The following is a 26875-nucleotide window of genomic DNA, read 5'->3' as shown; positions in this document are numbered from 1 at the left end:
CCGTTCGCCGGTTCTCCGCAGACGGGAATGCATAGGCTTCGTTGATCGTTTCCCAACGGGAGTACCCACCGACAACGTAAGGATCCACTGCTCGTGAGCCAGGTCCCCTCCATCACCCTCAACAACGGTCTCGAGATGCCGCAGCTCGGCTACGGAGTCTGGCAGGTGCCGGACGACGAGGCCACGACGGCGGTCGCCACGGCCATCGAGTCCGGGTACCGGAGCATCGACACCGCCGCGATCTACGGCAACGAGGAGGGCACCGGCAAGGCCATCGCCGCCTCCGGTGTGGCGCGTGACGAGCTGTTCGTCACCACCAAGCTATGGAACGGCGACCAGGGCTACGACTCGACGCTGCGGGCCTTCGACGCCTCGCTGGACAAGCTGGGCCTGGACTACGTCGACCTGTACCTGATCCACTGGCCGCTGCCGGCCAAGGACGCCTACGTCGACACGTACAAGGCCCTCGAGAAGATCCACGCCGACGGCCGCGCCAAGGCCATCGGCGTGTCGAACTTCCTCCCCGCGCATCTGGAGCGCCTGATCGAGGAGACCTCCGTCGTCCCCGCGGTCAACCAGATCGAGCTGCACCCCCAGCTCCAGCAGGCGGAGTCCCGCGCCTTCCACGCGCGGCACGGCATCGTCACCGAGGCCTGGTCCCCGCTGGGGCAGGGCAAGGGCCTGGACGTCCCGACAGTCGTGGCGATCGCCCGGAAGCACGGCCGGACCCCCGCCCAGGCGGTGCTCCGCTGGCATCTGCAGACCGGCCACGTGGCGATCCCGAAGTCCGTGACGCCGTCGCGGATCGTGGAGAACCTCGACGTGTTCGGCTTCGAGCTGGACGCGGACGACCTCGCCGCGTTCGCCGCGCTGGACGAGGGCAAGCGCATCGGCCCCGACCCGGCCGAATTCGCCGTGGGCGCCTGAGCCGTGAGCGCCTGAGAACGCTGGTGTACGGCACCCCGCCCCTGCGGCGGGGCGCCGTACCCGAGCACACCAAAGGGGAACGGACCATGAGCGGGGAGACCGCGCCCGTCGTCGAGGCGGGTGTGTACCGCCTGCGGAACGTGGGCAGCGGACTGCTGCTCGAGGTGTACGGCGGGGCCACTGGCAGCGGCGCCAATGTCCAGCAGGGCAAGGAGAGCGGAACCGCGGCCCAGCACTGGCGGCTGAACCCCGTGCACGAGGGCGCTGCCCTGTACCACCTGGTCAACGCGCACAGTGGCAAGCGGCTGGACGTCGCGGGAGCCTCCACGGAGAACGGCGCGAACGTCCAGCAGTGGAAGGCGAACAACTTCGGTGCCCAGGAATGGCTCATCGAGCAGCACCTGGAGGCACCCGGCACCGTGACGCTGGTCAGTTTCGTCAGCGGCCTCGTCCTTGAGGTCGCCGACGGGGCCACCGACGACGGGGCCAACGTCCAGCAGTGGGAGGACACCGACTCCCCCGGCCAGTGGTGGCGGCTGGAGCCGGTGCCCGAGTCCTGAGCCGGTAGGTCAGTCCGCCGTGCGGGGCTCCCGCCGGGCCAGATGCACGGTGCGCGCGGAGAGCAGGAAGAGGTCCGGGCGCAGCCGCAGCCCCTCGGGGTCACCGGGGTCCAGCAGCCGGTCGAGCGTCGCGGCGTCCTCGGCGGTGAGCCGGTCGGCGAACGCCTCGCGCCTGCGGGCGAATTCGGTGACGGTACGGTCGCGCGCGACGCCGGTGAGCGGGGCGGGCAGATCGAGCAGGAAGCTGCGGGTGCCCTGGGGTGCCAGGCCGACGGCGGCCAGGAGGGCGCTCCAGTCCTCGATCTCCCGTGTGCTGTCGGGAAGTCCCGCCCGCATGTCCTCGAACCGGTCGGCGTGGAGCGCCTCGAGTCTGGCTTCCAGTCCCGGCCTGCCGATGCCGATGTCGCGGGGAAGCTGGCGGGCGGCCAGGCCTCCTTCGAGCAGGGCGACGGTGCCGCCGGGGCGGAGCAGCCCGGCGAAGCCCGCGAGGAGGCCGCGCTGGTCGCCGATGTGGTGAAGGGAGTTGCCCGCCCAGATCAGATCGGCTTCGTCCAGCTTCCCCAGGTCCTCGGGGAGTGCCGCGTGCACGGTCCGCACCCGCTCGCCGAAGCCGTGCCGCTCGGCGCGGGCACGGGTGCGCTCCAGGAGGGCCGGAGTGCCGTCGACGGCGACGATCTCCGCTCCGGGGAACACCTCGGCGAGCAGACAGCTGATCACGCCGGGGCCGCTGCCGATGTCGAGGACTCTGTGCACGTCCTGGGCCCCGGGAAGTTCCGCGATCCAGCGGGCGGCCGCCTCGTACTGGGGCCTGCTGAGTTCGGCCTCCTCCTCGAGGCTCGGACCGACGGTGTCCCAGTCGAGGTCTTCGGTGCGGTCGGCGTGGGCGTGGGCATGGGTGTGGCCGTGACCGTGCGCGGTGTGCTTGCTCATGGGCTCACCTTCTCCCTGCAGGGCACCCAGGGCCAGTTTCCTTGCCGTTTCAGCAAGCCTGTTTCCCGTTGTGGTACCCCCGCTGCCACAGGACGGCCGGATCACCGGAGCGCGGCGCGGGCGGGGCGGCTCAGCCCCGTCTGCGGAAGGCGAGCAGCCGGTAGGCGGGGTCCGGACGCTGCCGGTCGGGGTCGGGCAGCGCGGTGAGTTCCGCCGCGAGCCGTTCCGCCGCCGTCCCGGGCAGCGACAGGTGTGCGGCGTAGTCACCCCGCAGCACCGAGCGTGCCGCGCGTCGGGGGGTGCGGCCCTGACCGTGGCCGGCGAACCCTGCCCCGCCCACCCGTTCCAGGCCGTGGGAGTCGGCGTACGCGGTGACCAGGTCCGCGGAGTCGGACGGCTGGGGGGCGCTGTACGGGGCGAGCAGCGCGTCGATGTCGCTGCCCACGTGGTGCCCCGCGTCCTTGTCGACCGTCGTGACGAACACACCTCCCGGCCGGAGTGTCCGCGCCGCCTCGGCCACCACGGCCCGCACCTCGCCGTCGCCCCGCAGCAGGTGCAGCAGCCAGACCGCGCTGACGGCATCGGCCGTCGCACCGGCCAGCGGCAGCCTCCGCGCGTCGGCCAGGACGACCGCTCCGATCCGCTGCCCGGCCAGCCGCGCCATGCCGTACGAGCTGTCGGTGCCGAGCACCCGCAAGGCGGGGCGCGCGAGGGCGATCCGCTCCGCGACCAGTCCCGTACCGCAGCCGACGTCCACCAGCGTGCGGGCGGACGGCGGCACCAGCCCGAGTACGGCGCGGGCGGCGGCTTCGGCGCGGGGCACCCCGCCCCGGGTGGCGTCGTAGACGGCGGCTTCGGCGTTGTAGTCCAGCACGGGGGCGAGTCTAGAAGGCCCGTCCCGACCGCGGCGCACCATGGGTGCCGGATGTATTGCCGGTGAGTGGTGGTGGACATAACGTGCGGTCATGGAGCTGGAGTTACGTCATCTGCGCACGGTGCGGGCCATCGCCGACACAGGCAGTCTCACCAAGGCGGCCGCCGTTCTGGGGCTCGCGCAGCCCGCGCTCAGCGCGCAGCTGCGACGGATCGAGAAGACGCTCGGCGGCCCGCTCTTCGACCGGGACCACACGGGTGCCCGGCCCACCCTGCTCGGTGAGTTGGTGCTGACACGGGCCCGGGTGGTGCTGCCCGCGGTGAGCGAGCTCCAGGAGGAGGCGGTGCGCTTCGCCAACGCCTGGGCCACCGTGGAGCGCTTCCGGCTCGGCGGGACGCACGGTCCGCTGCTGGGCGGCCTCGTCGACCGGCTGGCCGCCGCGCATCCGACGGCGCCGGTGACGACGTACACCTCGTGGTCGGTGGCCGAGATCGCCTCGCTGCTCATCGACGGACGGCTCGACTTCGCGTTGATCGGTGTCTGCGGGGAGAGCACGCCGCCCATGGCGGACCGGCTCGTCTGGCAGGTCATCGGCATCGACCCGGTGTTCGTGATGCTGCCGGAGAACCATCCGCTGGCCGGCGAGACGGAGCTCGAACTCTCCGCGCTGGCAGGGGAGTCCTGGGCCGACGTGCCGGGGGACGGCTGTTTCGCGGACTGTTTCGCCACCGCCTGCGCCCGGGCCGGCTTCACTCCGCTGTCGGTGTACGAGACGGACACGACGTCCGTGGTCCACCTGGTGCAGGTGGGGCGGGCCATCGGGCTGTGCCGGGCCACGTTCCCGCCGACGCAGGGACTGGTGACCCGGCCCCTGGCGGGCTCGCCTCTGAGCTGGCGCCATCTGCTGGGCCGCAACCCCCGCTCCCCCGCGGCGGACGGGGCGGCCGGTGCGGTGAGCGGGCACACCCGCTCGGCGTACGCGGAGGCGGTGCGGCGCAGCGACGGCTACACGCGCTGGCTCGACGCCCATCCCGGGTTCGGCCCGACGTCCTGGGAGGCCGTCACGTCGCTCCGTGGCCCGGAGCCACCGCCTCCACCCGGCCTGCCAGCGTCAGGTCCTTCTGTGTGACCGCGCCGCCCGCGTCGTGCGAGTTCACGGACAGGCGAACGGTGTTGTAGCCCAGTGTCAGGTCCGAGTGGTGGTTGAGCTCGTCCTGGATCCGGGCGATGTGGACGGTCAGCCCGGTGGCGGCGAAGTGGGACGGCAGCCGGTAGGTACGGGTGATCCTGTCCCCCTCCAGTTCCCAGCCGGGCAGGTCGCGCAGACCGGCCTCGATGTCGCGCGGGGACAGCGGTTCAGCAGGCATGCGGCGGCTCCTACCGGGATCGGTGCGATCAGCAGTGCCCGTGACGTTACGGTCTGGATATGACAACTGTCGCGCTTGACACGGGGGTAGGGCCACTGCTGCGTGGCTGGCGGGAACAGCGGCGGATCAGCCAGCTGGAGCTGGCCCTGCGTGCGGACTCCTCGGCCCGGCACATCTCGTTCGTCGAGACGGGCCGCTCACGCCCGAGCGAGGAGATGATCCTGCGGCTGGCAGAGCACCTCGACATTCCGGTCAGGGAGCGCAACGCGCTTCTGGTGGTGGGCGGTTACGCGCCCCGCTTCGCTCAGACCGCACTCGACGACCCGTCGATGGGAGTGCTGCGCGAAGCCATCGACCGGCTGCTCGCCGGCTACAACCCGTATCCGGCTCTCGTCCTCGACGCGATGTACACGGTGGTGGCGGCGAACCAGGGGATGCGGCTGCTGCTCGAAGGCGTGTCGGAGCGGTTGCTCACCCCGCCCGTCAACGCCATGCGGCTCACTCTGCACCCGGACGGCCTGGCCCCGCGCATCCTGAATCTGCCGGAGTGGCGAGCCGATCTGCTGGCCCAGATGGAACGTCAGATCGCCCTGGTCCGTTCGGTGGAGCTCCGCGCCCTGTACGACGAGGTCGCGGCCTATCCCCTCCCCGGGCAGCCGGCGGACCCGGCAGGGACGGCGGCGGCCCAGGGCGTGCCGTCGCTCGCGCTGCCGCTGCGTATCGCGCACGGCGAGCGGGAACTGTCGTTCATCTCGTCCATCGCCACGTTCAACACACCGATGGACGTCACCGTGGCCGAGCTGGCCATCGAGACGTTCCTGCCCGCCGACCGGGAGACCTCCGCGTACCTGCACGCGCTCATGCCGTGACGAGCGGACGGGTCCAGGGCGCGTCACTGCGGGCGAAACGGATCGCGGCCGTGCTCGCGAGGACCAGGAACACCAGGGTGATCAGCAACGGCAGCGTCGGATGCCCGCCCAGCACGGCCACGGCCCCGGCGAGGGCTCCGGCCAGCATGGCGACGACCGAGAGGATCCGGGGCCCGGCACGGCGCCCCGGCCCCTTGGCGAGCCGGCTGTCGGCGACGACCCCGGTGATCGTGAGGGTCAGCACGGTGGTGGTGAGGTCGGGGACCGCGAGCGCACGGGAGGCGGCGTTCTGGACACCGAGTCCGAGGCCGAGCAGCGCGATGAGGGTGAAGCGGGCGGCTCCGGTGTACGGCTCGCCCGAGGTCAGCGTGACCACCGTGGCGGCCGCCACGAAGGCGGTCTCGACGAGGAGCGCGTGCCGGAGCTGCCGGCCCCGGTGGGCACGGGCCCGGTGCACGACGATCCCCCCGGCCAGTGCGCCCGCGGCGAACGCGCCCAGGGCCACGGCCGAGGCGAGCAGCGAGAACCCCGGGGCACCTGCGGCACCGAAGCCGCAGAAGACCACGTTGCCGGTCATGTTGGCGACGAAGACCCTGCCCAGCAGCAGGTAGCTGAACGCGTCGACCAGCCCGGTGATGACGGTCAGGGCCAGCATCAGCGGCGGCAGGGGACCGTGCCGGGCGGTCATGTCGGGTACGAGGGTGGCCCAGGCCTCACGCAGGACGACGGGCATGGGCGGCACACTCCGATCGCTGGATGTGATCGGAGTGTGCCGCAGCCCGGAGGCCGTGGTGTCCGCACGCGCCGGACGGGCCCGGAACCACCCGTACGGCAAGCGGCGTCCGCGGGGCGGGCGGCCCTGCTTCACCGCACGCGCTACACGCGTGCGCCGTTGTCCCGCGGATCGCGGCGCGCCCGTCCGGCGCCCTGCTTGCGTCCCGGGCCACGCTTCCGGGCCGGCGGCGGGGCCTTGCTGCTCCGCTCCAGCAGGAGCGCCCCGGGTACGGCGGTGAGTACCGAGGAGTACGTGCCGACGCAGATGCCGATCAGGAGGGCGAGGGCGAAGTCCGCGAGCGAGTCTCCGCCCAGCACGGCCAGCGCGACCAGGATGAACAAGGCGCCCATGCCCGTGTTGACGGTTCGTGGGACGGTCTGCAGAACGGCCCGGTTGGCGATCTCACCGACCGGTGCGCGCCGGTTCCCGGCCCACAGCTCCCGTACCCGGTCGAAGACAACGACCGAGTCGTTGACGGAGTAGCCGATCACGGTGAGCAGTGCGGCCAGGAAGATCCCGTCCACGGGGCGGCCGAGCCAGGCGAAGGCGCCGACCAGAATGATGACGTCGTGCACCAGTGCCCCGACCGAGGCCACGGCGAAGGTCCAGCGGAACCGGGCCGCGAGATAGGCGAGCTGGACGAACACGGCGACGGCCAGAGCGATCAGCGCGTTGCGCCGGAGTTCGTCGCCGAGGCTGGGACCGATCAGCTCGTCGCGCACCTTCGTGGTCTCACCGCCCTCGGCGGCCAGCGCCGTACGCAGCGCGTGTTCCCCGTCGTTGTCGAGCTTTCCGGAGCGTACGGAGAGATCGCCCTCGCCCGATGTGGTGACCTCGGCGTCACCGAACCCGGCGTCGGCGATGGTGGTGCGGGCGGTCTCCACGTCGACGGGGCGGCTCGTGGAGTACTCGACGAGCCGGCCTCCGGTGAATTCGACGCCGAGATCGACACCGCGGACGACGATGCCGAGCACGGCTGCGGCGACCAGCGCGCCGGAGACCAGCAGCCAGCGGCGCGGTGACCGGAACAGCTGGGGGTCGCGCTCGTTCAGCCAGGTGCGTACCCGGCCCGGACGTGCGATGCCGTTGACACTCCGGTAGTCGCTGACGAACCGGGATCCCGCCGCCGTCTCGGTGAGCGCGCGGGCGATGACCAGTGCCGAGAACATCGAGGCGAGGACACCGATCGCGAGCGTGAGACCGAAGCCCTTGACCGGTCCCGAACCGAGGAGGAAGAGCAGGCCCGCCGCGATGAGGGTGGTGACGTTGGAGTCCGCGACGGCACTGAAGGCGTTGCGGAACCCCGCGGTCAGGGCGGGACGCAGCGAGCGGCTCGGGCGGGCCGCGCACTCCTCACGGGCCCGCTCGAAGACAAGGACGTTCGCATCGACCGCCATTCCGATGGCGAGGACGAATCCGGCGAGCCCCGGGAGGGTCAGGGTGACGCCGAGTGCGACGAGAGCCGCGTAGGAGATGACACCGTAGGCCGCGAGCGCGACAGCGGCGAGAGCACCGAAGAGCCGGTACACGAAGGTGATGAAGAGCGCGGTGGCCGCTGCGCCGATGAGCGCCGCCCGGGCGCTGGCGTCGATGGCCGCGGCCCCGAGCGTCGGACCGACGGTCCGCTGCTCGGCGATCTCGACGGGGACGGGAAGTGCGCCGCCCTTGATGAGGAGGGCGAGATCGCGTGCCTCGTCGGCGCTGAAGGAGCCCGTGATCTGGGTGGATCCGGAGGGCAGTCCGGCCTGGCAGCCGATCGACGGATCGACCTGGGGCGATGAGATGACCTTCCCGTCGAGGACGATCGCGACCCTGCGCCGTTCGTCCTGGGGCGGGTTGCAGGCCGCCTCCCCGGTCAGCCCGGTCCACTTCCCGCCCGCGTCCTTGTGGAAGTCGAGCGACACGGACCAGCCCGTTCCCTGCTGGGCGTCGAAGGCTGCGGTGGCGTCCTTCACTCCGGCGCCGTCGAGCCGCACCGGGCCGAGGGCGAGGGGAGTGCCCTGTTCGTCCGGGAGTGTCAGCCCCGTCCGTGGGGCGTCGTCCTTCTGCTCGGTTCCGGGGCCCTGAACAGCGTGGAAGCTCAGCTGGGCGGTTCGGCCGATGACTTCGGCGGCCTGCCGCGGGTCCTGGACGTCCGGCAGTTCGACGATGATCCGGTTCTCGCCGGAACGTGTCAGGGACGGTTCGGCGACACCGAGGGAGTCGATGCGGCCGCGGAGCACCTCCAAGGTGCGTTCGGTGCTCTCCCGGTCCGCCTTCGCGGTGTCCGAGTCCTTGGTCTGCAGCACGATCCGGGTGCCGCCCTGAAGGTCGAGTCCGAGTCTGGGTGACATGGTCAGCGTGATGAGCACGGAGACGAGCAGAACGGCGGCAGCCAGAACTGCTCGCACCGTGGCGGCGCGAGTCATGGGAATCCTCCGAGGGGCGTCGTCCGCCCCTCGTTCAGAGAGGACGCGACGACAGGTCTGTCGAACAGGACAGGGGAACGGCCGGCTGACCGGCCGTCACCCCTGGAGGGCCCCGTACTCCCGGCAGCGCGGTGCGGACCCGGCCGGGTACGAAAAGGCGGGTCCCGACAGCCGCTCGCGGCGCCTTACGGGGTTCGGGCAGGGCCGTCGCGCACGGCGGCAGTGCTCCGTGGTCCGGCGGAGGGAAGTGGTGCGGGGCGTGCGGGCGGTCGGCGCCTGCCCATGGGCCGGGCCGGGGCAGGGCCTCGGCCCACGCCCCCTGGGCTGCGGCCTCGACGGACGTGCCGGCCTTGCCCGCCTTGCCCGCGTTGACGGACTCGCCGGGCGTGGGGCTGCCCGAGGAGGGCGACGCTGCTGCGGCCGCACGGAAGCGGCGGGATTCTTGTGCCTGGCCCTGGTTCGCGGTCCGGTCGGAACGAGGCAGGGGCGGTTGCGCTCCCGGCGCGTGCGCGGTGACCGGGGACCGGCCTGCGAGCGCACCGAGGGGCAGCACCGATCCGGCTGCGGCAGGCGCGCCTGCGACGAGCGTGAGAACAGCGAGAAGGAACGCGGCAAGGGCATGCCGGGCCCGGTGCGCCGGGGCGTCCGGCCGCCCCCGCGGGGGCGCGTTCCCCCGGGGCGCCCCCGGGCGGGGGCTCACCTCGTTCGGCCCGGCAGGACGGCCGGCGCACCCGCACCGGTGTGGCGCAGCACGGAGTCCAGGATCAGGCCCGCACCCCGTACGACCGTGGTCGCGGGGTCGTCGGCCAGGTGCACGCGTACGCCGAGGCGCCCCGCGATCCCGTCGGTGACGTCCCTGCGCAGCGCACCGCCCCCGGCGAGCACGGGGCCTCTGCGCAGCGCGCCGCTCACCGCTCCGTGCTTGTCCTGTCGCCACATCGACACGACCATGTCCAGCACCGTCCGGACGAGGTCCGCGGGAGGAGCCTCCGGCTCCAGGTCGATGAGCCCGGCCTCGGCCTGCCTGGCGTCGGCGACCGTCCCGTCGACGAGCAGGGTGACTTCGGTGATCTCGGCGCCCGTGTCGACGACGAGCAGCGGACCGCCGCCGCGCGGCCCGGCGCATGCGGCGGCGGCTCTCGCGCTGCTGAGGACCACGACTCCGGAGGGGCCGAGGGCGGTGAGGAGGTCCCTGGCCAGGGACCGGTGCTCGGATCCGGCGAGGACCGGATGGCTGAGGACGATCACGGCGCCGCTGCGGTCGGCGCCCAGCGCCGTATCGGCGAGGTGGCCGAGGAGTTCGGCGCAGGACTCGGCGTCGACGATGCGTCCACGCCGGACCGGACGGCCGCGGCCTTCCTGCGGCGCGGGGCCGGTGACGAGGCCACGGCCGGGAACCCAGCCACGCACCCCGGAACTTCCCAGGTCGATGGCCAGCCCACGGGTCGCCCCGTGGTGGTCCGCCGCGGCGGCACGGCCGCCGGGCCACCGGTGGACGGGCCGGCTGTGCCGCCGTCCGTCGCGCAAAGAACGCATCGCCCCTCACCCCCGGCCTGCCACTGCAGCCGCTCACCACCCATGACCCGCTGATAGCGAGGCATGACCGAACCCTCACTATGCAATAACGGGGTGGGGAACGCCACTCCCTCAGCGATTCCAAGGGCCGCACCCTCGATGGCGCGTCCTACGCCTCCGAGCTCAGGAATGACGCGATCAGCTCCGCGAACTCGTCCGGCGCGGTGATCCTTACGCCCAGGTCCTCGGCCTTGGTGCGCTTCGATCCGGCCTTCTCCCCCGCGACCAGCAGACTCGTGCGCTTGGACACACTGGACGAGGACTTCCCCCCGGCCCGTTCGATCAGCTCGTTCATCTGGTTGCGCGAGAGCTTCTCCAGCGGGCCGGTCATGGCGCCGGTGACCACCACGGTCATACCGTCGAGGGGCAGCCCGGACACCTCCCCGTCGCCCGCCTCACCGTCCGCCTGCGCTTCCCCAGGCTCCGGCGGCGGGGTCGCACCGGGCTCCGTCATGTTGACCCCGGCGGCCACCAGCTTGGCGATCAGCGGCGCCAGCTCCACCAGCTCCCCGACCACCCCCGTGGCCTTCTCCTTGCCGATGCCGTCGACCTGCTGCAGGGCGTCCGCGTCGGCGGCGACGATCCGGTCCATCGTCGCGAAGTGGCGGGCGATCCGGCGGGACATGGAGCGCCCCGTGCCACGTACGCCCAGAGCACAGAAGACACGGGACAGCGGGCGCGTCCGCGCCGTGTCGATGGCGGCGAGGAGATTGTCGGTGGAGGTCTCCCCCATCCGCTCCAGGGAGAGCAGCTGCTCCCGGCCGAGCGTGAACAGATCGGCGAAGTCACTGACGAGACCGGCGTCGACGAGCTGGACGACCCGGGTGGCGCCGAGGCCCTCGATGTCGAGCTGATCACGCCCCGCCGCGTAGGAGATGGAGGCGACCAGACGGCAGTTGCGCCCTCTGGTGCAGCGCCAGCGCTGCTCGCTGGTGTCGATCTCCGAGCCGCACTGCGGGCATGCCTCGGGGAACTCGATCGGCTTCTCCTCGCCCGTCCGCAGATGCGCGACGGGCGCCTCGATCCGGGGGATGATGTCGCCCGCCTTGTAGACCATCACCTGGTCGCCCAGGCGCAGATCGCGGCGGGTGATGTCGGCCGGATTGTGCAGGGTGGCGTACCCCACGGTCGATCCGTCGATCTCCACGGGCTCGAGCACCGCGCGCGGGGCGATGATGCCGGTCCTGCCGACATTCCACTCGACGCCCAGGAGACGGGTGACCTTCTCGACGGCCGGGAGCTTGTACGCGATGGCCCAGCGCGGCGCCCGCGTCCCGGAACCCGCCTCACGCTGGTCGGCCGCCAGGTCCGCCTTGATCACGATGCCGTCGATCCCGAACGGCAGCGAGGCGCGCAGCGCGGCGATGTCCTCGACCCCGGCCTGTACCTCTTCGGCCGTACCGACGGTGCGCGGCGCCACCGCCGTGTCCGCCGCCGTGTGCACGCCGAGGCCGGCGACGAGCTCCAGGACCTCGCTGTGCGGGAGTTCGGCCAGGGTGCCGGTCAGTTCACCGGAGTCGGGCAGCGCGAGCGCTCCGTACGCGAAGAAGGTCATCTCGACGCGATAGGGCCGGTCCTTGGCGCGGAGGGTGCCCGCCGCCCCGTTGCGCGGGTTGGCGAAGGGGGCGCCACCGTGCTCCGTGCGTACGGTATTGGCCTGTTCGAACTGCTCGTCGGTCATGAGGATCTCGCCGCGCACCTCGATGGTGGCAGGAGAGGCCAGCTGCCCGGGAAGGCCGAGCACCGTGCCGATCGCATGCGACACGTCCTCACCCGCGGTCCCGTCGCCCCGGGTGATCAGCCGGTCGAGACGGCCCTGGTGGTAGCGCGCGGCGACCGCGAGGCCGTCGAGCTTGGGCTCCACGCTCCATGCCGCGACGGGCCTGCCGATCCGGCGCTCCAAGGACGCGGTCCAGGTGACGAACTGCTCGGCGGAGAACACGTTGTCCAGGGAGAGCATCGGGACCGTGTGCGGTACGTCGCCCAGGGCGGCGCCGCCCGCGACCTTCCCGGTCGGCGAGGCCTCCAGCGTCTCCTGCGGGTGCTCCAGCTCATAGGCCGCGATCCCGCGCACCAGGCGGTCGTACGCGTCGTCGTCGAGCGTGCTCTCGCCCGAGGCGTAGTAGGCGGCGGCGGCCTGCGTCGCCTCTTCCACCGCGGCGGCGTAGGCGGCTGCATCGGCGAGCACAACAGCTGAGTTCGTCGTCATGACCACCATCCTGCCGCCCACCACTGACAACGCCCCGAGGCACCCATCCGACCCCTCTTCCAAGAGAGCGCTCTCCCTCTTCTCGCTCCGCCAAGTCGGTTCAATGGCCAGGCAGTTGCTAGCGCTGCGCAATCGCTTGACATGCTTACGTCACACTCTTACGTTCTGCGAGAGAGCGCTCTCTACAGTGATCAGAAAACTGGTCAAGGAACCCCACTTCCTCAGAACAGGAGTGCCGTGCTCTTCCGAAACCGACGCACGACCGAACACCGCGGGCGCAGATCCCTGCCCCCGTGGCGCCACAGAATCGCAGGGCTGGCGGTCGCCGCCCTCGCCCTGTCCCTCGTCCAGGCCGAGGTGGGCAACGCGGCCGGCGACCTGACGGCCGGTGCCGCGCCCAAGGCCCCGGCCGATGTGGTCCGGGTCGCCGAGTTCCTCGCGGAGTGCCCGTACACCCACCGTGCTCCCGACGACCCGATCGTGCTGCCCAATCTGCCGGGTGCCTCCCACATGCACAGCTTCTTCGGCAACGAAACCACGAACGCCCATTCCGATCTGGCGTCCCTGGAGAAGGGCGGCACCAGTTGCGCCCCCTCGACCGACATCTCCTCGTACTGGGTTCCCACGATGTACGACGGCAACAAGGAGGTGGAACCGACCGGCACGACCTTCTACTACCTGGGTGAGGGAGTCCGGGACGACATCATCCGCACGATCAAGCCCTTCCCCCGTGGTCTGCGGATCGTCGCGGGCAACGCGAAGGCGACCGGCCCCGACGACAACACGATCGCGCGCTGGTCGTGTCTGCACCACGGCGAGGTCAACCCGTCCCACGACTTCGTCAACTGCCCTGCCGGCGCGATGCTGGAGTCGTACCTCGACTTCCCGCAGTGCTGGAACGGCAGGGACCTGGACTCGGCCGACCACAAGAGCCACATGGCCTACCCGGTGGGCGGCGCCTGCCCGGCGACCCACCCTGTCCCGGTACCCAAGCTGCGCCAGGTGCTGCGCTATCCGGTCAACGGCGACCCCGCCCGTCTCAGACTGGCATCGGGTCGCGGCTACACGATGCACGGCGACTTCTTCAACGTGTGGCCCGAGGCGGAGATGGCCCAGCGCGTACGCGACTGCATCAACGCCATCGTGAAGTGCGGGGCTGACGGCACTCCCTGACGGCCCGTCCGTCGCGATTCACCCACTCCACCGGTGGGTTCCCGTCCGGGGCCGCACTGCCTCCGGACGGGGACCGACCGGTTCCACACCCGAGGACACCCTTGTGAAGGCGGTTCGCCGCGCGGCAGCGTCGCTCCTGCTCCCCCTGCTCCTCGCCACCGGGCTCACCTCGTGTTCCGTTTCCGCCGACCCGGAACCACCGCCCCGCCCGGCGGCCCCTCCCTCTTCCGGCCCGGCGCCGTCACGGTCCGGGGACCCGACGGACTCCGCCTGGGTCCAGCTGATGATCCCGATGGACGAACAGGCCGTCGCCCTGCTGGCCATGGCCGAGAAGAAGACGTCCGACCCACGGCTCCGGTCCTGGGCGACCCGTCTGCGTACCGCGCAGGACGCCGAACTGACCGCGCTGCGCGGGCTTCGGGACGGGATGGGCCTGCCCACCACCGATGTGCACGCGGGCCACAGCATGCCGGGCATGGTGACGGCCGACGACCTCGTGGAGGCCCGCGCGGCAGAGGGCGCCACGTTCGACCGGATCCTCGTGGCGCAGATCCGCGACCATCTCCGACAGTCCGCGCAGGTATCGCGCTCCGAGACGACGGCGGGCACCAGGGCCGACGCCAGGGAGCGGGCGGAGGCCCTCGTGACGGCGCGCGAAAGCCAGTTGGCGGACCTGGACGCACTGGCCGTGAACAGCGGCTGACGTGCCCGAACCGGTGCGCGCAGCCGCCGGACCACCCGGTATAAAGGCTGCATGACTGCCCATGTGACCCCGCCCGCACGCCCCGCCACCTTGGAGGACGTTGCCGCGGTGGCGGGCGTCTCCCGGGCCACGGTGTCCCGGGTGATCAACGGCGCGACCACGGTGGACCCGGCACTGCGGCGGGTCGTGGAGGAGGCGGTGGCGACCACGGGGTACGTCCCCAACCGTGCGGCACGTTCGCTCGTGACCCGCAGGACGGACTCGATCGCCCTGGTCGTGTCCGAGCGGGAACGGCGCCCGGTGTCCGAACCGTTCATAGGCCGGATGTTCTCCGACCCGTACTTCGGCCGTGTGGTGAGCGGTCTGCTCGAGGTGCTCCGGCCCGCGGGCATCCAGATGGTGCTGATGCTCGCCGACGACGAGGCCTCGCGCATCCAGCTCCTGTCGTACCTGCGCCAGGGCCATGTCGACGGCGTGGTGCTGATCTCCTCCCACGCGGAGGATCCGCTGCCCGGCCTCCTCCACGACACGCGGCTGCCCGCCGTGCTCGCGGGCAGGCCGAGGCGGGCGTCCCCGCTCACCTATGTCGAGGCCGACCAGCGTGCCGGGGCGCAGCTGGCCGCCGACCACCTGGCGTCATTGGGACGTCTGCGCATCGGCACGGTCGCGGGGCCGCAGGACATGCCCGCGGGTGAGGCGCGCCTGACCGGGTTCCTGGACGCGCTCGCCCTGCACGGCATCCACGACGTGGCGCGTGCCGAGGGGGATTTCACCCATGCGGGAGGCGCGTCGGCGATGCGGCAGCTGCTGCGTGACCGGCCGGACCTGGACGCGGTGTTCATCGCTTCGGACCTGATGGCGCTCGGTGCCCTGCCCGTACTGCTGCGGGCGGGCAAGGACGTGCCGTCGGACGTGTCGGTGGTGGGTTTCGACGACAGCAGCGCGGCGCTGGCCTGCGATCCGCCGCTGACCACGGTGCGGCAGCCGGTGGAGGAGATGGCCGCGGAGATGGCCCGGCTGCTGCTGCAGCAGATCGGCAAGCCGGGTGGCCCGGCTCCCTCGGTCGTCTTCCATCCGACGCTCGTGGAGCGCAAGTCCACCTGACGCGGCGCCGGCCGTGGCCGGTGACCGTCAGCCCCGCGCGCCCGGTACCTCGGCGTCGGTGTCCACGTCCGGGAAGGGCTCGTCGGCCCGTTCCGCCCCGGTGAAGCCCTCGGTCAGCAACGGCACCTGGGGCCCGGAGAGCTCCCGCAGCCAGCGCGCCAGTATCCGGTGCACGGCCTCCGCACCCACCGGACCGCTGGACGACGTCCCTCCCTCCGCCGCCACGACGTCCCGCGGGTCGGCCAGCGTGCGCGGCCAGAGCAGGAACGGCCGGGACTGTTCGCCGCCGAGTCCGCCGTGCGAACCGATCTGCTCCTCGAAGGCGTGCACGCGTCCGCTCTCGCGGTCGTACATCGAATTGACCATGACGTCGGCGACGTGCGGAAAGGTGTCGGTGCGCCGCACCGCCTCGGCCGCCCCCGCCCCGAAGACGGCGATCGGCCCCTCCCCGTCCTTCAGTTCGGGTACGGGGACCTCGGCCCCGCCGGGTCCCAGCACCACCGAGCCGTGCTCCTCGCTCCGCACGAGCAGGAAGCCGATGCCCGGATGGCCGGCGAGTGTGGCGAGGAGCGCGGGGTGGCGGCGTTCGAGCTGTTCGCGCGAGGCACGTCCCTCGATGTCCGGGAAGGACAACAGCCCGAGGTTGCCGGAAGCGAGAACGATCGGGTCGGACGGCGTCGCGGGATGCTCCGCCTCCTTCTCCCCGACGGGCCGGTGCAGCGCGATGCGCACGGCGTCACGCGCCTCGGACGCGCTGCGCGTGCGCTGTGCCCTGCGGGGGACGGGCAGCCCGCAGCCCGCCCGCACCAGGTCCTTGAGCGTGAGTCCGTACCTCCCGGCGAAGGTCTCCCCGGGGCTCTGGCCGTGATCGGAGAGGAGCACGATCCGGTAGGTGCGCGGGGTGTGTTCCGCGACCTTCGCGATGAGTCCCAGGGAGCGGTCGAGCCGTGTCAGGACCTTCTCCGCGTCCCTGCTGTGCGGCCCCGAGTGGTGGGCGACCTCGTCGTACGCGACGAGGTCGGCGTAGACGGCGGTGCGTCCCGCGAACATGTCGCCGATGACCGCGGCGACCACGACATCGCGTTCGACCACCGTCGCGAACGCCCGGATGAAGGGGTACAGCCCGCCGCGTTTGACCCGGGGGGACTCCTTCCTGATCCGGGCCCGGGTGGACTGGCCGATCTCACGGCCCACCTCGGCGACGAAGGACAGGGCGGTCCGGACGGCGTTGGCCGGGTCGGAGAAGTAGGCGAAGTATCCGGCGCGCGACCGGCGCCCCTTGCCACGCCTGGCTGCCATGGACAGTACGAGGGCGAGCTGGTCGGCACCGCCGCTGAAGAGGTTCCCCCGGCTTGCCCCGTCGACGGTGAGCAGGCCGCCGTCGCGGGTACGGGTGATGGCCCTGCGCTGCAGCTCCAGTGCGCTCGCCGGCCTGCTGGAGACCATCACGGTGCCGGTCTCCTTCTCGTACCAGCGGAACGCGGGCACGTCGAAGTTGCTGCCGTGCAGGATGCCTAGCTGGCTGGCGCCGGTCTGGCTGGACCAGTCGGTGCTCCACGGGGTGAGCCGGTGGCCCGCCTCGTCGGCGAGGAGGCCGGCCACGGTCGGCATCAGGCCGGCGGCGGCCGCCTGCTCGAGCACGTCGTGACCGACGCCGTCGAGCTGTACGAACACGATGCCCGGCGGTCCGCCGCGGCCGCCGTCCGCGGTGCCTGCCGTGCCGCTGCGCCGACGGCGGCGGTCGGCCAGCCGGGAGAGCCTTCGCCGGTAGGCGTCGTCGTCGCGGACCGCGAGCGCGGTGGAGGTGGCCGAGGCGACGGCGGACATGACGGCCGCGACGACCACCGCGGTCTCCGGGTTGGCCGTTCCGCGCCCGTCCGGGATGAGGCTGAGAGCGATCAGCAGCAGCGAGCCGTTGAGGAAGAAGACCAGCGCGCCCAGCACCAGGGCGGGCACGATGAGCAGCGCCCGGACGAGGACCGGCCACACCAGTGCGGAGAGCAGACCGAAGGCGCCCGCCCCCCAGGCCGCGGTGAACGCGGTCCTCGTGACGCTGTCGCCGTCGTCGGACTGGAGCTGGAAGTCGGGGAGGATCCCGGCGAGCGCGAGCAGGGTGAGGGTGGAGACCGCCCACACCGCGACCACGCGCATGAGGGCTCTGCCCGCCGTACGCCATCGCCCGTCACCCACGCCGCTCCACCTCACGTCCGGACCCGGTGCCGTCGTGGGTCCGGTTCCAGCCTTTCACAGCTGGTCCGTGCCCTGGCCGGTGGTCAGCAGCCGTCGTATCCCGCGGTCGGCATGGAGAGTCTGCGATGGACGCTCGCCTTCGTGCGCGCGGTGTACACGGGCTCGGCGAGGCCGGCGAGCTCCAGCCGTACGCCGCGCCGCGCGCATTCGGCGGCGAAGTCCGGCACCGAGACGACGGCCCGGGCGAGCACGCGGTCGTTGGGGGCGACGAACAGTTCGACCTGCCCGCCCTCGACGTCGGCCCACAGTGCGTGGTGGTCGGGGCGCAGCCCGTAGACGCGCAGCTGCCGGGTGACGACGTATCCCTGGTCGGCGGCCCAGCGTGCGCACATGGCGTGCTGGCTGCGGGTGTCGACGATGAACGGATCGCCGTCGAGCTCTTCCAGCGGTGTGAGACTGGCGATGGCCGCCACCCGTACGCCGTCGATGACGTCCCCCATGAACGGATCCCCCCGCGCTCGGATGATGCGCCCGACCCTACCCCGGCCGTAGCCCTCCGTAGCCGTGTGCACCCGGGCGGACAGGAGTGGAAAGGCGCGCACCGGCGTGAGGACGGCGCGGAGCGCCTAGGCTCGTACGGGACAGCGCATGGCCGGGACGGGTGCGCGGGCCGACGGAGCGAGGAGGCGGGGCGGTGGAGGTCACCTGGTGGGGTCATGCCACCTGCACGATCGAGGACTCCGGGGTCCGGGTGCTGACCGATCCTCTGTTCGTACGGCGCTTCGCGCATCTGCGCCGGCGCCGCGGCGAGGTGCCGCCGCCCGAGGCCGCTGTCGCCGACGCGGTCCTGATCTCCCATCTGCACTCCGACCATCTGCATCTCCCCTCCCTGGCCCGTCTCGCCCCGGGCAGTCTGCTGATCGTGCCCAAGGGGGCGACCGGGGCCGTACCGGGGCTGCGGGTCCTGCGCCGGCTGCGCGGGCTGCGGATCAGGGAGGTCGCTCCGGGCGACGAGGTCCGTGTCGGCGCGGTGCTGGTCAGGGCCGTACCCGCGCTGCATGACGGCCGCCGGCTGCCGGTCGGCCCGCACCGGGTGCCTGCCCTGGGCTTCGTGGTGGAGGGCGAGGCCCGCACCTACTTCGCCGGGGACACCGGGCTGTTCGACGACATGGCGGATGCCGTGGGGCCGGTGGATGTGGCGCTGCTGCCCGTCGGCGGCTGGGGTCCGTATCTCGGCCATCACCATCTGGACGCCACCCGCGCCGCGCAGGCGCTGGCCATGCTGGCGCCGCTCTCCGCGGTGCCGGTGCACTACGGAACGTACTGGCCGATCGGGATGGACGGGGTCCGGCCGCACGAGTTCCACGCGCCGGGTGACGAATTCGTACGGCAGGCGGCGCTCGTGGCGCCGGGGGTGGCGGTGCACCGGCTGGGGCACGGCGAGCATGTGCGGCCGGAGGCCCGTAGATGATCCAGGAAGTCGTGCGGCAGCTGCCGACGGAGTCGACGCAGCAGGCCTTCGGCTATCCGTCGTTGTTCGCGCTGGTGGCGTTGGGGTCGCTGGTGCCGGTGGTGCCGACGGGGGCCCTGGTGAGTTCGGCCGCCGTGGTGGCGTTCCACCAGACGTCACCGTTCGCCCTGCTGGTGGTCTTCGTGGTGGCGTCGGCCGCGGCGTTCCTCGGGGACATATGCCTGTACTGGCTGGGACAGCGCGGGGTGCGGTCCAGGAACGGCTCGCGGTGGCTGGAGGCGATCAGCAGCCGGGCCGCTCCGGAGCGCCTTGCGCAGGCGCAGCGGAAGCTGGACGAGCACAGCGGGACGGTGCTGGTGCTGTCCCGGCTCGTGCCGGCCGGACGGATACCGGTGATGCTTGCCTGTCTGCTCGGCGGGATGCCGCTGCGGCAGTTCGCCCGCGGTGACGTACCGGCGTGTCTGGCCTGGGCCGCGGCCTATCAGCTGATCGGGATCCTGGGCGGTTCCCTCTTCGCCGAGCCGTGGCAGGGGGTGCTCGCCGCGGTCGCCCTGACGCTGGTGATCAGCGGGGCACCGGCGGTGTGGCGCAGGCTGCGGGCACGGCGGAGCCACTGACCCGGCGCGCTCAGCCGCCGAGGACACGCGAGCCGCCGACCGGCAGGTCCCAGAGGTCTTCACGGGGGTATCCGGCCTGGTGCCAGGCGGTACGGAGCCGGATCAGCGGTTCGAGCACGGGTTCGGCGGAGAGCAGGAACGTCGCCCAGTGCATCGGTGCCATCGCGCGGGCACCGAGGTCCTCGTACGCCTGGACGGCCTCCTCCGGGTCCGTGTGCACGTCCGAGAGCCACCAGCGCGGTTCGTACGCGCCGATGGGCAGCATCGCCAGGTCGAGTCCGGGGTAGCGGCGGCCGATCTCCTTGAACCAGTGCCCGTAGCCGCTGTCCCCCGCGAAGTAGATCCGCCGCCCCTGCCGGTCGCCGAGGACCCAGCCGCCCCACAGTGAGCGGCAGGTGTCCACGAGGGTGCGCTTGGACCAGTGGTGGGAGGGTACGAAGTCGAACCGTACGCCGCCCAGTTCCGCCGACTCCCACCAGTCGAGCTCGGTGACGCAGGTGAAGCGGCGGCGCCGGAACCAGGGGCCGAGCCCGGCGGGGACGAACAGCGGAGTGGCCCGCGGCAGCCTGCGCAGCGTCGGGGCGTCCAGGTGGTCGTAGTGGTTGTGGCTGATGACGACGGCGTCGACCGGAGGAAGTTCCTCCCAGCGGACGCCGACCGGGGTGATCCTCGCCGGGGTACCGAGGATCCGGCGCGACCAGACAGGGTCGGTGAGGACGGTGAGCCCGCCGACCCTCAAGATCCAGCTGGCGTGTCCGGCCCAGGTGACGGCCATCGTGTCCGTCCCCGCTGCAGGCAGCGGGCCGGGCTCGTACGGGAGCCGGTGGATCCCCCGCAGCCCTTCGGTGTTGGGCCGCATCGCGCGCTCGCGGGCCAGCCGCGTCATGCCCCTGACACCCGGGAGCGGAGCGGTGAGGCGGTCCGCGAAGCTGCCGGGCCAGGACCGGACCTCACCGAGGGGGCGCGTCACGACGACGCGGCCGGTGGCCGCGGGGCCGGGGCCGGCGAGCGGGCGCTCGGTCTGTTCCGTCATCGAGAGGCTCCTGTCATCGGAGTTCATCGAGGGCTGCTGCGAAAATGCTCAACGCTTGTGCGACATGGGGCAATTTCAAGGGCTCCACCGCAGTGAGGGACTCCATCTGCTCCTGCGGGGTTGAGCCGAGCAGCGGTCCCGTGCCCAGCCGGACCCGCAGGGCGCCCAGTTCGTCCCCGAACCGGTGCCCGCCCGGAGTGGGGGTGCCGAGACGTTCCGTCAGGTACTCCTCCAGTTCCATGGAGTCCGTGACGCCCCTGGCGGCCAGCCGGGTGCGCAGCGGGCCGAGGTCGGCGTAGAGGTGTCTGCCCGCCTGCGGCGGCCTGGCGAGCGCACCGGCGGTGAGCACGGCACGGTGCGCGGCGGGGGCGACCTGGGCCTGGAGGCCGGCGGCCTGCCGCATCCTGGCCGTGACCGCCTCCGGTTCCCGCAGCGCGTGGGCGGCCGCCCGTGCGACGGGTTCCGCCACGAGGGCGCCGAGTGCGGTGAGGACGTCGAGGGCGCGTGCGCGGCGGACGGCCGCGCGCCGGGTGGCCGGGAAACGCGCGACCGCGACCGGCCACGCGGACGGGGTCAGCGCACCGGCGAGGTCCACGAGGACGGTCACGTCGTCGGGGCACATCTCGGCGGGGCTGAGCAGGACCGTGTCGAGGGGCCGGTACACGGTGTCGCGCCAGGTCTCGTCGCTGACGATGTGCAGACCCTCGCCGACGGCGGCCTCGCAGACTTCCCTGACCAGCTCCGGAGGGGCGACGGTGGCGGTCGGGTCGTCGACGACGGAGATCAGCAGCAGCCGGGGCCTGCCGCCCTCGGCGCGCACCCTGCGCACGGTTTCCAGCAGGGCGAACGGGTCGGGTATGCCTCCGCACTCGGCCGGAGTGGGCACGTGATAGGCGGGGCGGCCGAGCAGCCGGGCCTGCGGCATCCAGGTGGCGGGGCAGGGACGGGGCATGAGCACATCGCCGCCGTGCGCGGCGATGAGCGCGAGGAGCAGCGGCTGGGCGCCCGGGGCCGCCGCGATGTCCCCCGGACCGCCGTGCAGGCCTCGTCGCTCCCAGTAGGCGGAGGCAGCCCCCCGCAGGATCGTTCCGCCACCCGGGGGCTCGGGGCTGGTCCTGGCGGCCGAGGCGGCCAGCACGTCGGCCAGCTCCGGGAGGGCGGGAAGTCCGGGTTCGGGGGCGGGCGGCCCGTACCGCACGGGGCCGTGGTCCTGGCGGACGGCGTGGGGCTGCTCCCGCTCGCTCCAGTGCATCCCGGGGCCTCCTCCGCCTGCATCACCCTGGGCCCTTTATACGGAGGTTTCACCCGCTCCGCCCCCGCACCGGACCCAGATGTGGCGCCCGGGGCGGCAGGAGGCGTCCGGCGGACCGGGGGCACCGCCGGGCCCGCCGCCGGCCGGGGGGGCGGAAAGGGGCCGGTCACCCCGCGAACGGAACCCCCGCCACCCCTCGCCCCGCGTCTGCCAGCACCAGCAGGGACCCGGACAGCGGATGCGGCGCCACGAGACCGGTCCGGGCCGAGGAGATGTACAGGTCGGCGAGGTCCGGCCCCCCGAACGCGCATGCCGTCGGCCGCCGCACCGGCAGCTCCACGACCAGGTCCAGCCGGCCGTCCGGCGTGTAGCGCCGCACCGCCGCACCGTCCCAGAGGGCGGTCCACACGCAGCCGTCGGCGTCCACCGTCAGGCCGTCGGGCCAGCCGGCACCCGGCTCGACGACGGCGAACGGACGGCGGCCTCGGATGTGCTCGCCCTCCACGTCGAACACGTCGATCCGCCGGGTCGGGCTGTCGATGTAGTACATGAGCCGCCCGTCGGGGCTCCAGCCGGTGCCGTTGCTGACCGCCACCGCTTCCGGTACGACCGCCACACTGCCGTCCGGCCCGATCCGGGACAGGCTGCCGCCCGCCTCCCGCTCGTCGTAGCGCATGGTGCCCGCCCACAGGGCGCCGTCCGGTGCCACGGCCGCGTCGTTGCCCCGGCGCCCCGGAACCGGGTCGCGGGTCAGCCACGAGAAGGCCCCGGCGGGGTCGTACAGGCCGACGCCGTCCCTGAGGTTGACCACGAGCCCACCGCCGGCCCGCGGCTTCGCCGCTCCGACGTGCTGCTCGGTGGCCATGACCGTACGCCGGCCGCTCGACGGGTCGTACGTGTGGATCCGGGAGGAGAGGATGTCGACCCAGATCAGCCGTCCGGCTGCCGGGTCCCACGTGGGGCCCTCACCGAGCTCGGCCCGTTCCCGTACGGCCACCTCCGCGGTGTGCCTCACCCCTGGGCCCGGTGGTGTCCGAGCCTGCCGGACAGCGCGTCCGCGCCGCCCGCGGCGAGCTGCGCGAGCTCCTCCTCACGCTCTTCGCTCCAGCGGATCATCGGCACGGAGATGGAGAGCGCCGCGACCACACGTCCCGAACGGTCCCGGACCGGCGCCGCCACACAGCTCACGTCCGGGTTCGACTCCCGGTGCTCGACCGCGATCCCCCGCTTGCGCACGGCGGCGAGCGCGGCGCGCAGCTCCGTCGCGTCGGTGAGGCTGTTGTCCGTCATCGCGACGAGTTCGCGTCCGTCGAGCCGGGCGTCGAGCTCCGCCTCGGGCAGGGCGGCAAGGAGCAGCTTGCCCACGGAGGTGCAGTGCGCGGGAAGCTTGCGCCCGGCGGCCGAGACCATGCGGACGGCGTGCGTGGAGTCCACCTTGGCGATGTAGATGACTTCGGTGTCCTCGAGGATCGCCACGTGGACCGTCTCGCCGCAGGTCTCGGCGACCTCCCGGGCCACCTGCTGCCCCTCGGCCGCCAGGTCGAGCTGTTCCGCGTACCGGCTGCCGAGCTGGTACGTCCGCACGCCGAGCCGGTAGCGGCCGGGCTGCTCGGGGACCGTGACGAGGTAGGAGCGCGCGGCCAGCGTGGTCAGCAGTTCGTGGACGGTGGTCCTCGGCAGTTGGAGCTTGCGGGTGACCTCGGGGGCCGAGAGGGTTCCCTCGGCCTGGAGGAAGAGCTCGAGTACGTCCAGCGCCCTGGTCACCGCAGGGACGAGTCGCCCCATGATCGCCCACCCATCGTTCGACACTCCGGCCAATGACCGGAATTACGAACGCAGGCTAACGGCAGGGAACTTGTCCGGGCAATGTCCGTGACCCGCCGTAGAGGCCGGACACCGGCACAATTCATCGGATTGTCCTCGATTCGGTCGGGTTCCGACAGGGGTTTGTGTGCGCGCCTCCTGGTTCACGTCCCTTCGGCAGGGTATTCGCTGTCCCATGTCGACACCGCGCAACCTCTCCTCGCCCACCCGCTGGCAGACCTGGTTCCATCAACGCGACCTCGCCGCCTTCCAGAGTGTGGCCGCACGGCACTGGCCGGGCGCCGAACCCCTCCTGCCCCGGCTGAGCCGCAGCGCCAATCACGGGCTGCTGTGGTTCGGCGCGGCGGCAGGCATGGCGGCACTGGGCAGCAGCGCCCGCTCACGCAGGGCCGCACTGCGCGGCATCGCCTCACTGGCCGTGGCCTCGGCCGCGATCAACACCGTCGGCAAGGGCGCGGTGCGCAGGGAACGCCCGATACTCGATCTGGTTCCGGTGATACGACAGCTCAAGCGGCAGCCGTTCACCACGTCCTTCCCCTCCGGGCACGCGGCGTCCGCCGCGGCCTTCGCGACGGGTGTCGCCCTGGAGTCGAAGGGCTGGGGTGCGGTCGTCGCCCCGGTCGCGCTCGCCGTGGCCGCTTCCCGCGTCTACACCGGGGTCCACTATCCGAGCGATGTGGTGGCGGGTGCGGCGCTCGGCATAGGGGCGGCCTTCGCACTGCGGGGCGTCGTACCGACCCGTGGACAGCTGCCCGCGCCCGGGAGACCGCCCGCCGGTGCTCCGGCGATGCCGACCGGGCAGGACCTGGTCGTGATCGTCAACCGGGAGTCCGGTTCGGCGACCGCCACGGCCGACCTGGTCCGCGAGGCGCTCCCGCTCGCCGAGGTGCTGGAGTGCGCGCCCGCCGACCTGTCCGGGACGCTGGAGAAGGCGGCACGACGGGGCAAGGCTCTGGGCGTCTGCGGCGGCGACGGCACGGTGAACCTCGCGGCGGCCGTCGCGGCGACGCACAGCCTGCCGCTCGCCGTGTTCCCCGGCGGGACCCTCAACCACTTCGCCTACGACCTCGGCATCGAAACGGTGCAGGACACGGTGGCCGCGCTCACCGCGGGTGACGCGGTCCGGGTAGACCTCGGCCGTTTCCGGCCCGGCCCCCAAGGCCCCGGCGGGGCGCACGGCTACTTCCTGAACGCATTCAGCCTCGGGGTGTATCCGGAGCTCGTACGGACCCGGGAGCGCTGGGCGCCCCGGATCGGCGGCTGGCCCGCAGGAGTACTGGCGGCCTTCGAGGCGCTGCGCGGCGGACGCCCGCTGACGGCGGAAGTCCAGGGGCGGCGCCGGCCCTTGTGGCTGCTCTTCGTGGGCAACGGACTGTTCCAGCGGGTGGGCCCCGCGCCCGGCCGACGGCACAACCTGGCGGACGGCCTGCTGGACGTCAGGGTGGTGCACGGCGGCCGGACTCCGGGTCTGCGACTGCTCGCGGCGGCGGTCGCGGGGCCGCTGACCCGGTCACCCGTGCATGCGGCGGTACGCCGGCACAGGGTGCGCATCTCCGGCCTCGCACCGGGCACTCCGTACGCGTTCGACGGCGAAGTGGCGCACTCCGGAAGGGAGTTGATGATCGACAAGCTGCCGGAGGCGTTGACGGTCTACTGCCCGATGCCCATCTAGCCTGTCCGGATCGCAAGACGCCTATCTCAGGATGCGACATCGCGGCGTACCGTTGCCCTACCGCTCGCGAAGTCCCGAGAGAGGACACAAGGCCATGCCCAAGGAGACCGCCGTGTACACCCACGGCCATCACGAGTCGGTACTGCGCTCGCACCGGTGGCGCACCGCGGCCAACTCGGCGGCCTACCTCATCGCTGAACTCCGCCCTGGCCAGGCGGTGCTGGACGTGGGCTGCGGACCGGGCACCATCACCGCCGATCTGGCGGCGCTGGTCGCCCCGGGCCGGGTGACCGCGGTCGACACGAGCCGCGACATCCTGGACCGGGCAGCCGCAACGGCAACCGAACGCGGCCTGGACAACATCGAGTTCGCCACGGCCGATGTGCACGCACTGGACTTCCCCGACGACTCCTTCGACGTGGTCCATGCCCACCAGGTGCTCCAGCACGTGGGCGACCCGGTGCAGGCACTGCGCGAGATGCGACGGGTGTGCCGGCCCGGCGGTGTGGTCGCGGCGCGCGACAGCGACTACGCGGCGATGACCTGGTACCCGGAAGTGCCGGGCATGGAGCAGTGGCAGGAGCTGTACGGACGGGTGGCGCGCGCCAACGGGGGCGAGCCCGACGCCGGGCGCAGGCTGCTGTCCTGGGCCCGGCAGGCCGGGTTCAGCGACATCACCCCCACCGCGGCGGCCTGGTGCTTCGCCACCCCGGAGAACCGGGCCTGGTGGAGCGGCCTGTGGGCGGACCGTACGACGGCATCGGTGTACGCGAAACTGGCGGTGGACGGCGGACATGCCGACCCCGAACAGCTGACGGCCGTCGCGGCGGCCTGGCACGCATGGGGCGAGGAGCCCGACGGGTGGTTCATGGTGCCGCACGGCGAGGTGCTCTGCCGGCCCTGACCACCGGCGCTCCCGGACGGATTCGATCACATGCCGTCAGGTCGCCGACTACCCTCGTGGGCATGGAAATCCTGGGAACCACGCTGCGAATCTGCGTCGACGACCTGGAGGCCTCGGTGGCCTTCTACGAGGGCCTCACCAGTACTCCGGCGCTGCGCTTCGAGCGTGGCGGGGTATCGGTCGCCGCGATCGGCTGCTTCTTGCTGATGAGCGGCCCGGAGTCGGAGCTGGAGATTCTGCGCAAGGTGTCGGCGACCATCGCCGTCAAGGATGTCGACGAGGCCCATGCGGCTCTGACCAGGGTGGGGGCGCGGATCGTCGCGGGTCCGGTCCCCACCCCGGCCGGCCGCAATCTGATCGCCCTTCACCCGGACGGCTCGGTCTTCGAGTACGTGGACCGGAACGTGTCCGCCTGACGCGGATCGGCCGACGAACGCG

Annotated in this window: 25 protein-coding genes; 12 read left to right on the top strand and 13 right to left on the bottom strand. The window is 72.4% G+C overall.

What is annotated here, in order from left to right; all coding sequences use genetic code 11:
- The first annotated feature begins 93 nt into the window (after nt 1–93).
- Nucleotides 94–927 (top strand): aldo/keto reductase, encoded by an 834-nt coding sequence (locus ACFW9O_RS20995; protein WP_351169450.1) that lies wholly within the window; start codon nt 94–96, stop codon nt 925–927.
- A gap of 86 nt (nt 928–1013) precedes the next feature.
- Nucleotides 1014–1487 (top strand): RICIN domain-containing protein, encoded by a 474-nt coding sequence (locus ACFW9O_RS20990; RefSeq protein WP_384611244.1) that lies wholly within the window; start codon nt 1014–1016, stop codon nt 1485–1487.
- A 9-nt stretch (nt 1488–1496) separates the two neighbouring features.
- Here ACFW9O_RS20990 and ACFW9O_RS20985 read toward each other — a convergent pair whose 3' ends face one another.
- Nucleotides 1497–2417 carry a class I SAM-dependent methyltransferase gene (locus ACFW9O_RS20985; protein ID WP_384611242.1) on the bottom strand — a complete coding sequence of 307 codons (921 nt, stop codon included), beginning with the start codon at nt 2415–2417 and terminating at the stop codon, nt 1497–1499.
- A gap of 130 nt (nt 2418–2547) precedes the next feature.
- Nucleotides 2548–3291: a class I SAM-dependent methyltransferase gene (locus ACFW9O_RS20980; RefSeq protein ID WP_384611241.1), complete on the bottom strand. Its 744-nt coding sequence runs from the start codon at nt 3289–3291 to the stop codon at nt 2548–2550.
- Nucleotides 3292–3382: 91 nt separating this feature from the next.
- Here ACFW9O_RS20980 and ACFW9O_RS20975 point away from each other — a divergent pair, with 91 nt between their 5' ends.
- Nucleotides 3383–4420, top strand: a complete 1038-nt coding sequence (locus tag ACFW9O_RS20975; protein WP_384611239.1) for a LysR substrate-binding domain-containing protein — start codon at nt 3383–3385, stop codon at nt 4418–4420.
- Here the strand turns inward: ACFW9O_RS20975 and ACFW9O_RS20970 are convergent.
- Nucleotides 4353–4658 (bottom strand): 4a-hydroxytetrahydrobiopterin dehydratase, encoded by a 306-nt coding sequence (locus ACFW9O_RS20970; protein WP_384611237.1) that lies wholly within the window; start codon nt 4656–4658, stop codon nt 4353–4355. The two genes, ACFW9O_RS20975 and ACFW9O_RS20970, sit on opposite strands and share 68 nt — an antisense overlap.
- A 59-nt stretch (nt 4659–4717) precedes the next feature.
- Between ACFW9O_RS20970 and ACFW9O_RS20965 the strand changes: the two genes are divergently transcribed.
- Nucleotides 4718–5527: a helix-turn-helix domain-containing protein gene (locus ACFW9O_RS20965; protein WP_384611235.1), complete on the top strand. Its 810-nt coding sequence runs from the start codon at nt 4718–4720 to the stop codon at nt 5525–5527.
- Here ACFW9O_RS20965 and ACFW9O_RS20960 read toward each other — a convergent pair.
- From ACFW9O_RS20960 to ligA, 4 genes are all read right to left on the bottom strand, one after another.
- Nucleotides 5517–6260, bottom strand: coding sequence for a YoaK family protein (locus ACFW9O_RS20960; RefSeq protein WP_384611233.1), 744 nt, complete (start codon nt 6258–6260; stop codon nt 5517–5519). The two genes, ACFW9O_RS20965 and ACFW9O_RS20960, sit on opposite strands and share 11 nt — an antisense overlap.
- Before the next feature lie 143 nt (nt 6261–6403).
- A complete protein-coding gene (gene secD, locus ACFW9O_RS20955) occupies nt 6404–8710 on the bottom strand; it encodes a protein translocase subunit SecD (protein WP_384611232.1) in 2307 nt (768 codons plus the stop codon).
- A gap of 696 nt (nt 8711–9406) precedes the next feature.
- Nucleotides 9407–10246, bottom strand: coding sequence for a rod shape-determining protein (locus ACFW9O_RS20950; RefSeq protein WP_384611230.1), 840 nt, complete (start codon nt 10244–10246; stop codon nt 9407–9409).
- 148 nt (nt 10247–10394) lie between these two features.
- Complete coding sequence (ligA, locus tag ACFW9O_RS20945) at nt 10395–12494, bottom strand: NAD-dependent DNA ligase LigA (protein WP_384611228.1); 2100 nt, start codon at nt 12492–12494, stop codon at nt 10395–10397.
- A gap of 237 nt (nt 12495–12731) precedes the next feature.
- Between ligA and ACFW9O_RS20940 the strand changes: the two genes are divergently transcribed.
- From ACFW9O_RS20940 to ACFW9O_RS20930, 3 genes are all read left to right on the top strand, one after another.
- On the top strand, nt 12732–13667 hold the full coding sequence (locus ACFW9O_RS20940) for a DUF1996 domain-containing protein (protein WP_384611226.1): 936 nt from the start codon (nt 12732–12734) through the stop codon (nt 13665–13667).
- Nucleotides 13668–13770: 103 nt separating this feature from the next.
- The gene (locus ACFW9O_RS20935; protein ID WP_384611225.1) at nt 13771–14370 is read left to right on the top strand and encodes a DUF305 domain-containing protein; all 600 of its coding nucleotides are present in this window, start codon (nt 13771–13773) and stop codon (nt 14368–14370) included.
- A 51-nt stretch (nt 14371–14421) separates the two neighbouring features.
- Entirely contained in the window at nt 14422–15474 is a 1053-nt protein-coding gene (locus tag ACFW9O_RS20930) for a LacI family DNA-binding transcriptional regulator (RefSeq protein WP_384611223.1), read from the top strand.
- Nucleotides 15475–15501: 27 nt separating this feature from the next.
- Here the strand turns inward: ACFW9O_RS20930 and ACFW9O_RS20925 are convergent, their stop codons facing one another.
- Entirely contained in the window at nt 15502–17625 is a 2124-nt protein-coding gene (locus tag ACFW9O_RS20925; protein ID WP_384611299.1) for a phage holin family protein, read from the bottom strand.
- 122 nt (nt 17626–17747) lie between these two features.
- Complete coding sequence (locus ACFW9O_RS20920) at nt 17748–18164, bottom strand: hypothetical protein (RefSeq protein WP_351169492.1); 417 nt, start codon at nt 18162–18164, stop codon at nt 17748–17750.
- 194 nt (nt 18165–18358) lie between these two features.
- Between ACFW9O_RS20920 and ACFW9O_RS20915 the strand changes: the two genes are divergently transcribed.
- A complete protein-coding gene (locus tag ACFW9O_RS20915) occupies nt 18359–19135 on the top strand; it encodes an MBL fold metallo-hydrolase (RefSeq protein ID WP_351169495.1) in 777 nt (258 codons plus the stop codon).
- A complete protein-coding gene (locus ACFW9O_RS20910) occupies nt 19132–19752 on the top strand; it encodes a DedA family protein (RefSeq protein WP_384611221.1) in 621 nt (206 codons plus the stop codon). Before ACFW9O_RS20915 ends, ACFW9O_RS20910 begins: the two co-directional genes overlap by 4 nt.
- A gap of 10 nt (nt 19753–19762) precedes the next feature.
- Here ACFW9O_RS20910 and ACFW9O_RS20905 read toward each other — a convergent pair whose 3' ends face one another.
- The 4 genes from ACFW9O_RS20905 to ACFW9O_RS20890 all read right to left on the bottom strand — a co-directional run bounded on the left by ACFW9O_RS20905 (nt 19763) and on the right by ACFW9O_RS20890 (nt 23822).
- Nucleotides 19763–20785: an MBL fold metallo-hydrolase gene (locus ACFW9O_RS20905; RefSeq protein ID WP_384611220.1), complete on the bottom strand. Its 1023-nt coding sequence runs from the start codon at nt 20783–20785 to the stop codon at nt 19763–19765.
- A gap of 13 nt (nt 20786–20798) precedes the next feature.
- Nucleotides 20799–22037, bottom strand: coding sequence for an aminotransferase class I/II-fold pyridoxal phosphate-dependent enzyme (locus ACFW9O_RS20900; protein ID WP_384611218.1), 1239 nt, complete (start codon nt 22035–22037; stop codon nt 20799–20801).
- A gap of 166 nt (nt 22038–22203) precedes the next feature.
- The gene (locus ACFW9O_RS20895; protein ID WP_384611217.1) at nt 22204–23052 is read right to left on the bottom strand and encodes an SMP-30/gluconolactonase/LRE family protein; all 849 of its coding nucleotides are present in this window, start codon (nt 23050–23052) and stop codon (nt 22204–22206) included.
- On the bottom strand, nt 23049–23822 hold the full coding sequence (locus ACFW9O_RS20890; RefSeq protein WP_384611216.1) for an IclR family transcriptional regulator: 774 nt from the start codon (nt 23820–23822) through the stop codon (nt 23049–23051). The genes ACFW9O_RS20895 and ACFW9O_RS20890 overlap by 4 nt, the downstream gene beginning before the upstream one ends.
- 214 nt (nt 23823–24036) lie before the next feature.
- Between ACFW9O_RS20890 and ACFW9O_RS20885 the strand changes: the two genes are divergently transcribed.
- The 3 genes from ACFW9O_RS20885 (at nt 24037) to ACFW9O_RS20875 (ending at nt 26853) form a co-directional block, all read left to right on the top strand.
- Entirely contained in the window at nt 24037–25533 is a 1497-nt protein-coding gene (locus tag ACFW9O_RS20885; RefSeq protein WP_384611215.1) for a bifunctional phosphatase PAP2/diacylglycerol kinase family protein, read from the top strand.
- 94 nt (nt 25534–25627) lie between these two features.
- Nucleotides 25628–26437 carry a class I SAM-dependent methyltransferase gene (locus ACFW9O_RS20880; protein WP_384611214.1) on the top strand — a complete coding sequence of 270 codons (810 nt, stop codon included), beginning with the start codon at nt 25628–25630 and terminating at the stop codon, nt 26435–26437.
- 62 nt (nt 26438–26499) lie between these two features.
- Nucleotides 26500–26853 carry a VOC family protein gene (locus ACFW9O_RS20875; protein WP_329205772.1) on the top strand — a complete coding sequence of 118 codons (354 nt, stop codon included), beginning with the start codon at nt 26500–26502 and terminating at the stop codon, nt 26851–26853.
- Nucleotides 26854–26875 lie beyond the last annotated feature (22 nt).

The sequence above is a fragment of the Streptomyces sp. NPDC059499 genome (genome assembly GCF_042749285.1).
In the GTDB taxonomy this organism is placed as follows: Bacteria; Actinomycetota; Actinomycetes; order Streptomycetales; family Streptomycetaceae; genus Streptomyces.
The sequence above is the reverse complement of the archived record's forward strand: the minus strand, read 5'-3'. Positions and strand labels throughout refer to the sequence as shown.

Bases quoted from the DNA above. Each gene is read 5' to 3' on its own strand.
- ACFW9O_RS20970 (WP_384611237.1), bottom strand. From the start codon at position 4,658: ATGCCTGCTGAACCGCTGTCCCCGCGCGACATCGAGGCCGGTCTGCGC.
- ACFW9O_RS20920 (WP_351169492.1), bottom strand. From the start codon at position 18,164: ATGGGGGACGTCATCGACGGCGTACGGGTGGCGGCCATCGCCAGTCTC.
- ACFW9O_RS20925 (WP_384611299.1), bottom strand. From the start codon at position 17,625: ATGCGCGTGGTCGCGGTGTGGGCGGTCTCCACCCTCACCCTGCTCGCG.
- ACFW9O_RS20890 (WP_384611216.1), bottom strand. From the start codon at position 23,822: ATGGGGCGACTCGTCCCTGCGGTGACCAGGGCGCTGGACGTACTCGAG.
- ACFW9O_RS20975 (WP_384611239.1), top strand. From the start codon at position 3,383: ATGGAGCTGGAGTTACGTCATCTGCGCACGGTGCGGGCCATCGCCGAC.
- ACFW9O_RS20950 (WP_384611230.1), bottom strand. From the start codon at position 10,246: ATGCGTTCTTTGCGCGACGGACGGCGGCACAGCCGGCCCGTCCACCGG.
- ACFW9O_RS20985 (WP_384611242.1), bottom strand. From the start codon at position 2,417: ATGAGCAAGCACACCGCGCACGGTCACGGCCACACCCATGCCCACGCC.
- ACFW9O_RS20930 (WP_384611223.1), top strand. From the start codon at position 14,422: ATGACTGCCCATGTGACCCCGCCCGCACGCCCCGCCACCTTGGAGGAC.
- ACFW9O_RS20905 (WP_384611220.1), bottom strand. From the start codon at position 20,785: ATGACGGAACAGACCGAGCGCCCGCTCGCCGGCCCCGGCCCCGCGGCC.
- ACFW9O_RS20875 (WP_329205772.1), top strand. From the start codon at position 26,500: ATGGAAATCCTGGGAACCACGCTGCGAATCTGCGTCGACGACCTGGAG.
- ligA (WP_384611228.1), bottom strand. From the start codon at position 12,494: ATGACGACGAACTCAGCTGTTGTGCTCGCCGATGCAGCCGCCTACGCC.
- ACFW9O_RS20880 (WP_384611214.1), top strand. From the start codon at position 25,628: ATGCCCAAGGAGACCGCCGTGTACACCCACGGCCATCACGAGTCGGTA.
- secD (WP_384611232.1), bottom strand. From the start codon at position 8,710: ATGACTCGCGCCGCCACGGTGCGAGCAGTTCTGGCTGCCGCCGTTCTG.
- ACFW9O_RS20965 (WP_384611235.1), top strand. From the start codon at position 4,718: ATGACAACTGTCGCGCTTGACACGGGGGTAGGGCCACTGCTGCGTGGC.
- ACFW9O_RS20885 (WP_384611215.1), top strand. From the start codon at position 24,037: ATGTCGACACCGCGCAACCTCTCCTCGCCCACCCGCTGGCAGACCTGG.
- ACFW9O_RS20960 (WP_384611233.1), bottom strand. From the start codon at position 6,260: ATGCCCGTCGTCCTGCGTGAGGCCTGGGCCACCCTCGTACCCGACATG.
- ACFW9O_RS20910 (WP_384611221.1), top strand. From the start codon at position 19,132: ATGATCCAGGAAGTCGTGCGGCAGCTGCCGACGGAGTCGACGCAGCAG.
- ACFW9O_RS20900 (WP_384611218.1), bottom strand. From the start codon at position 22,037: ATGCACTGGAGCGAGCGGGAGCAGCCCCACGCCGTCCGCCAGGACCAC.
- ACFW9O_RS20990 (WP_384611244.1), top strand. From the start codon at position 1,014: ATGAGCGGGGAGACCGCGCCCGTCGTCGAGGCGGGTGTGTACCGCCTG.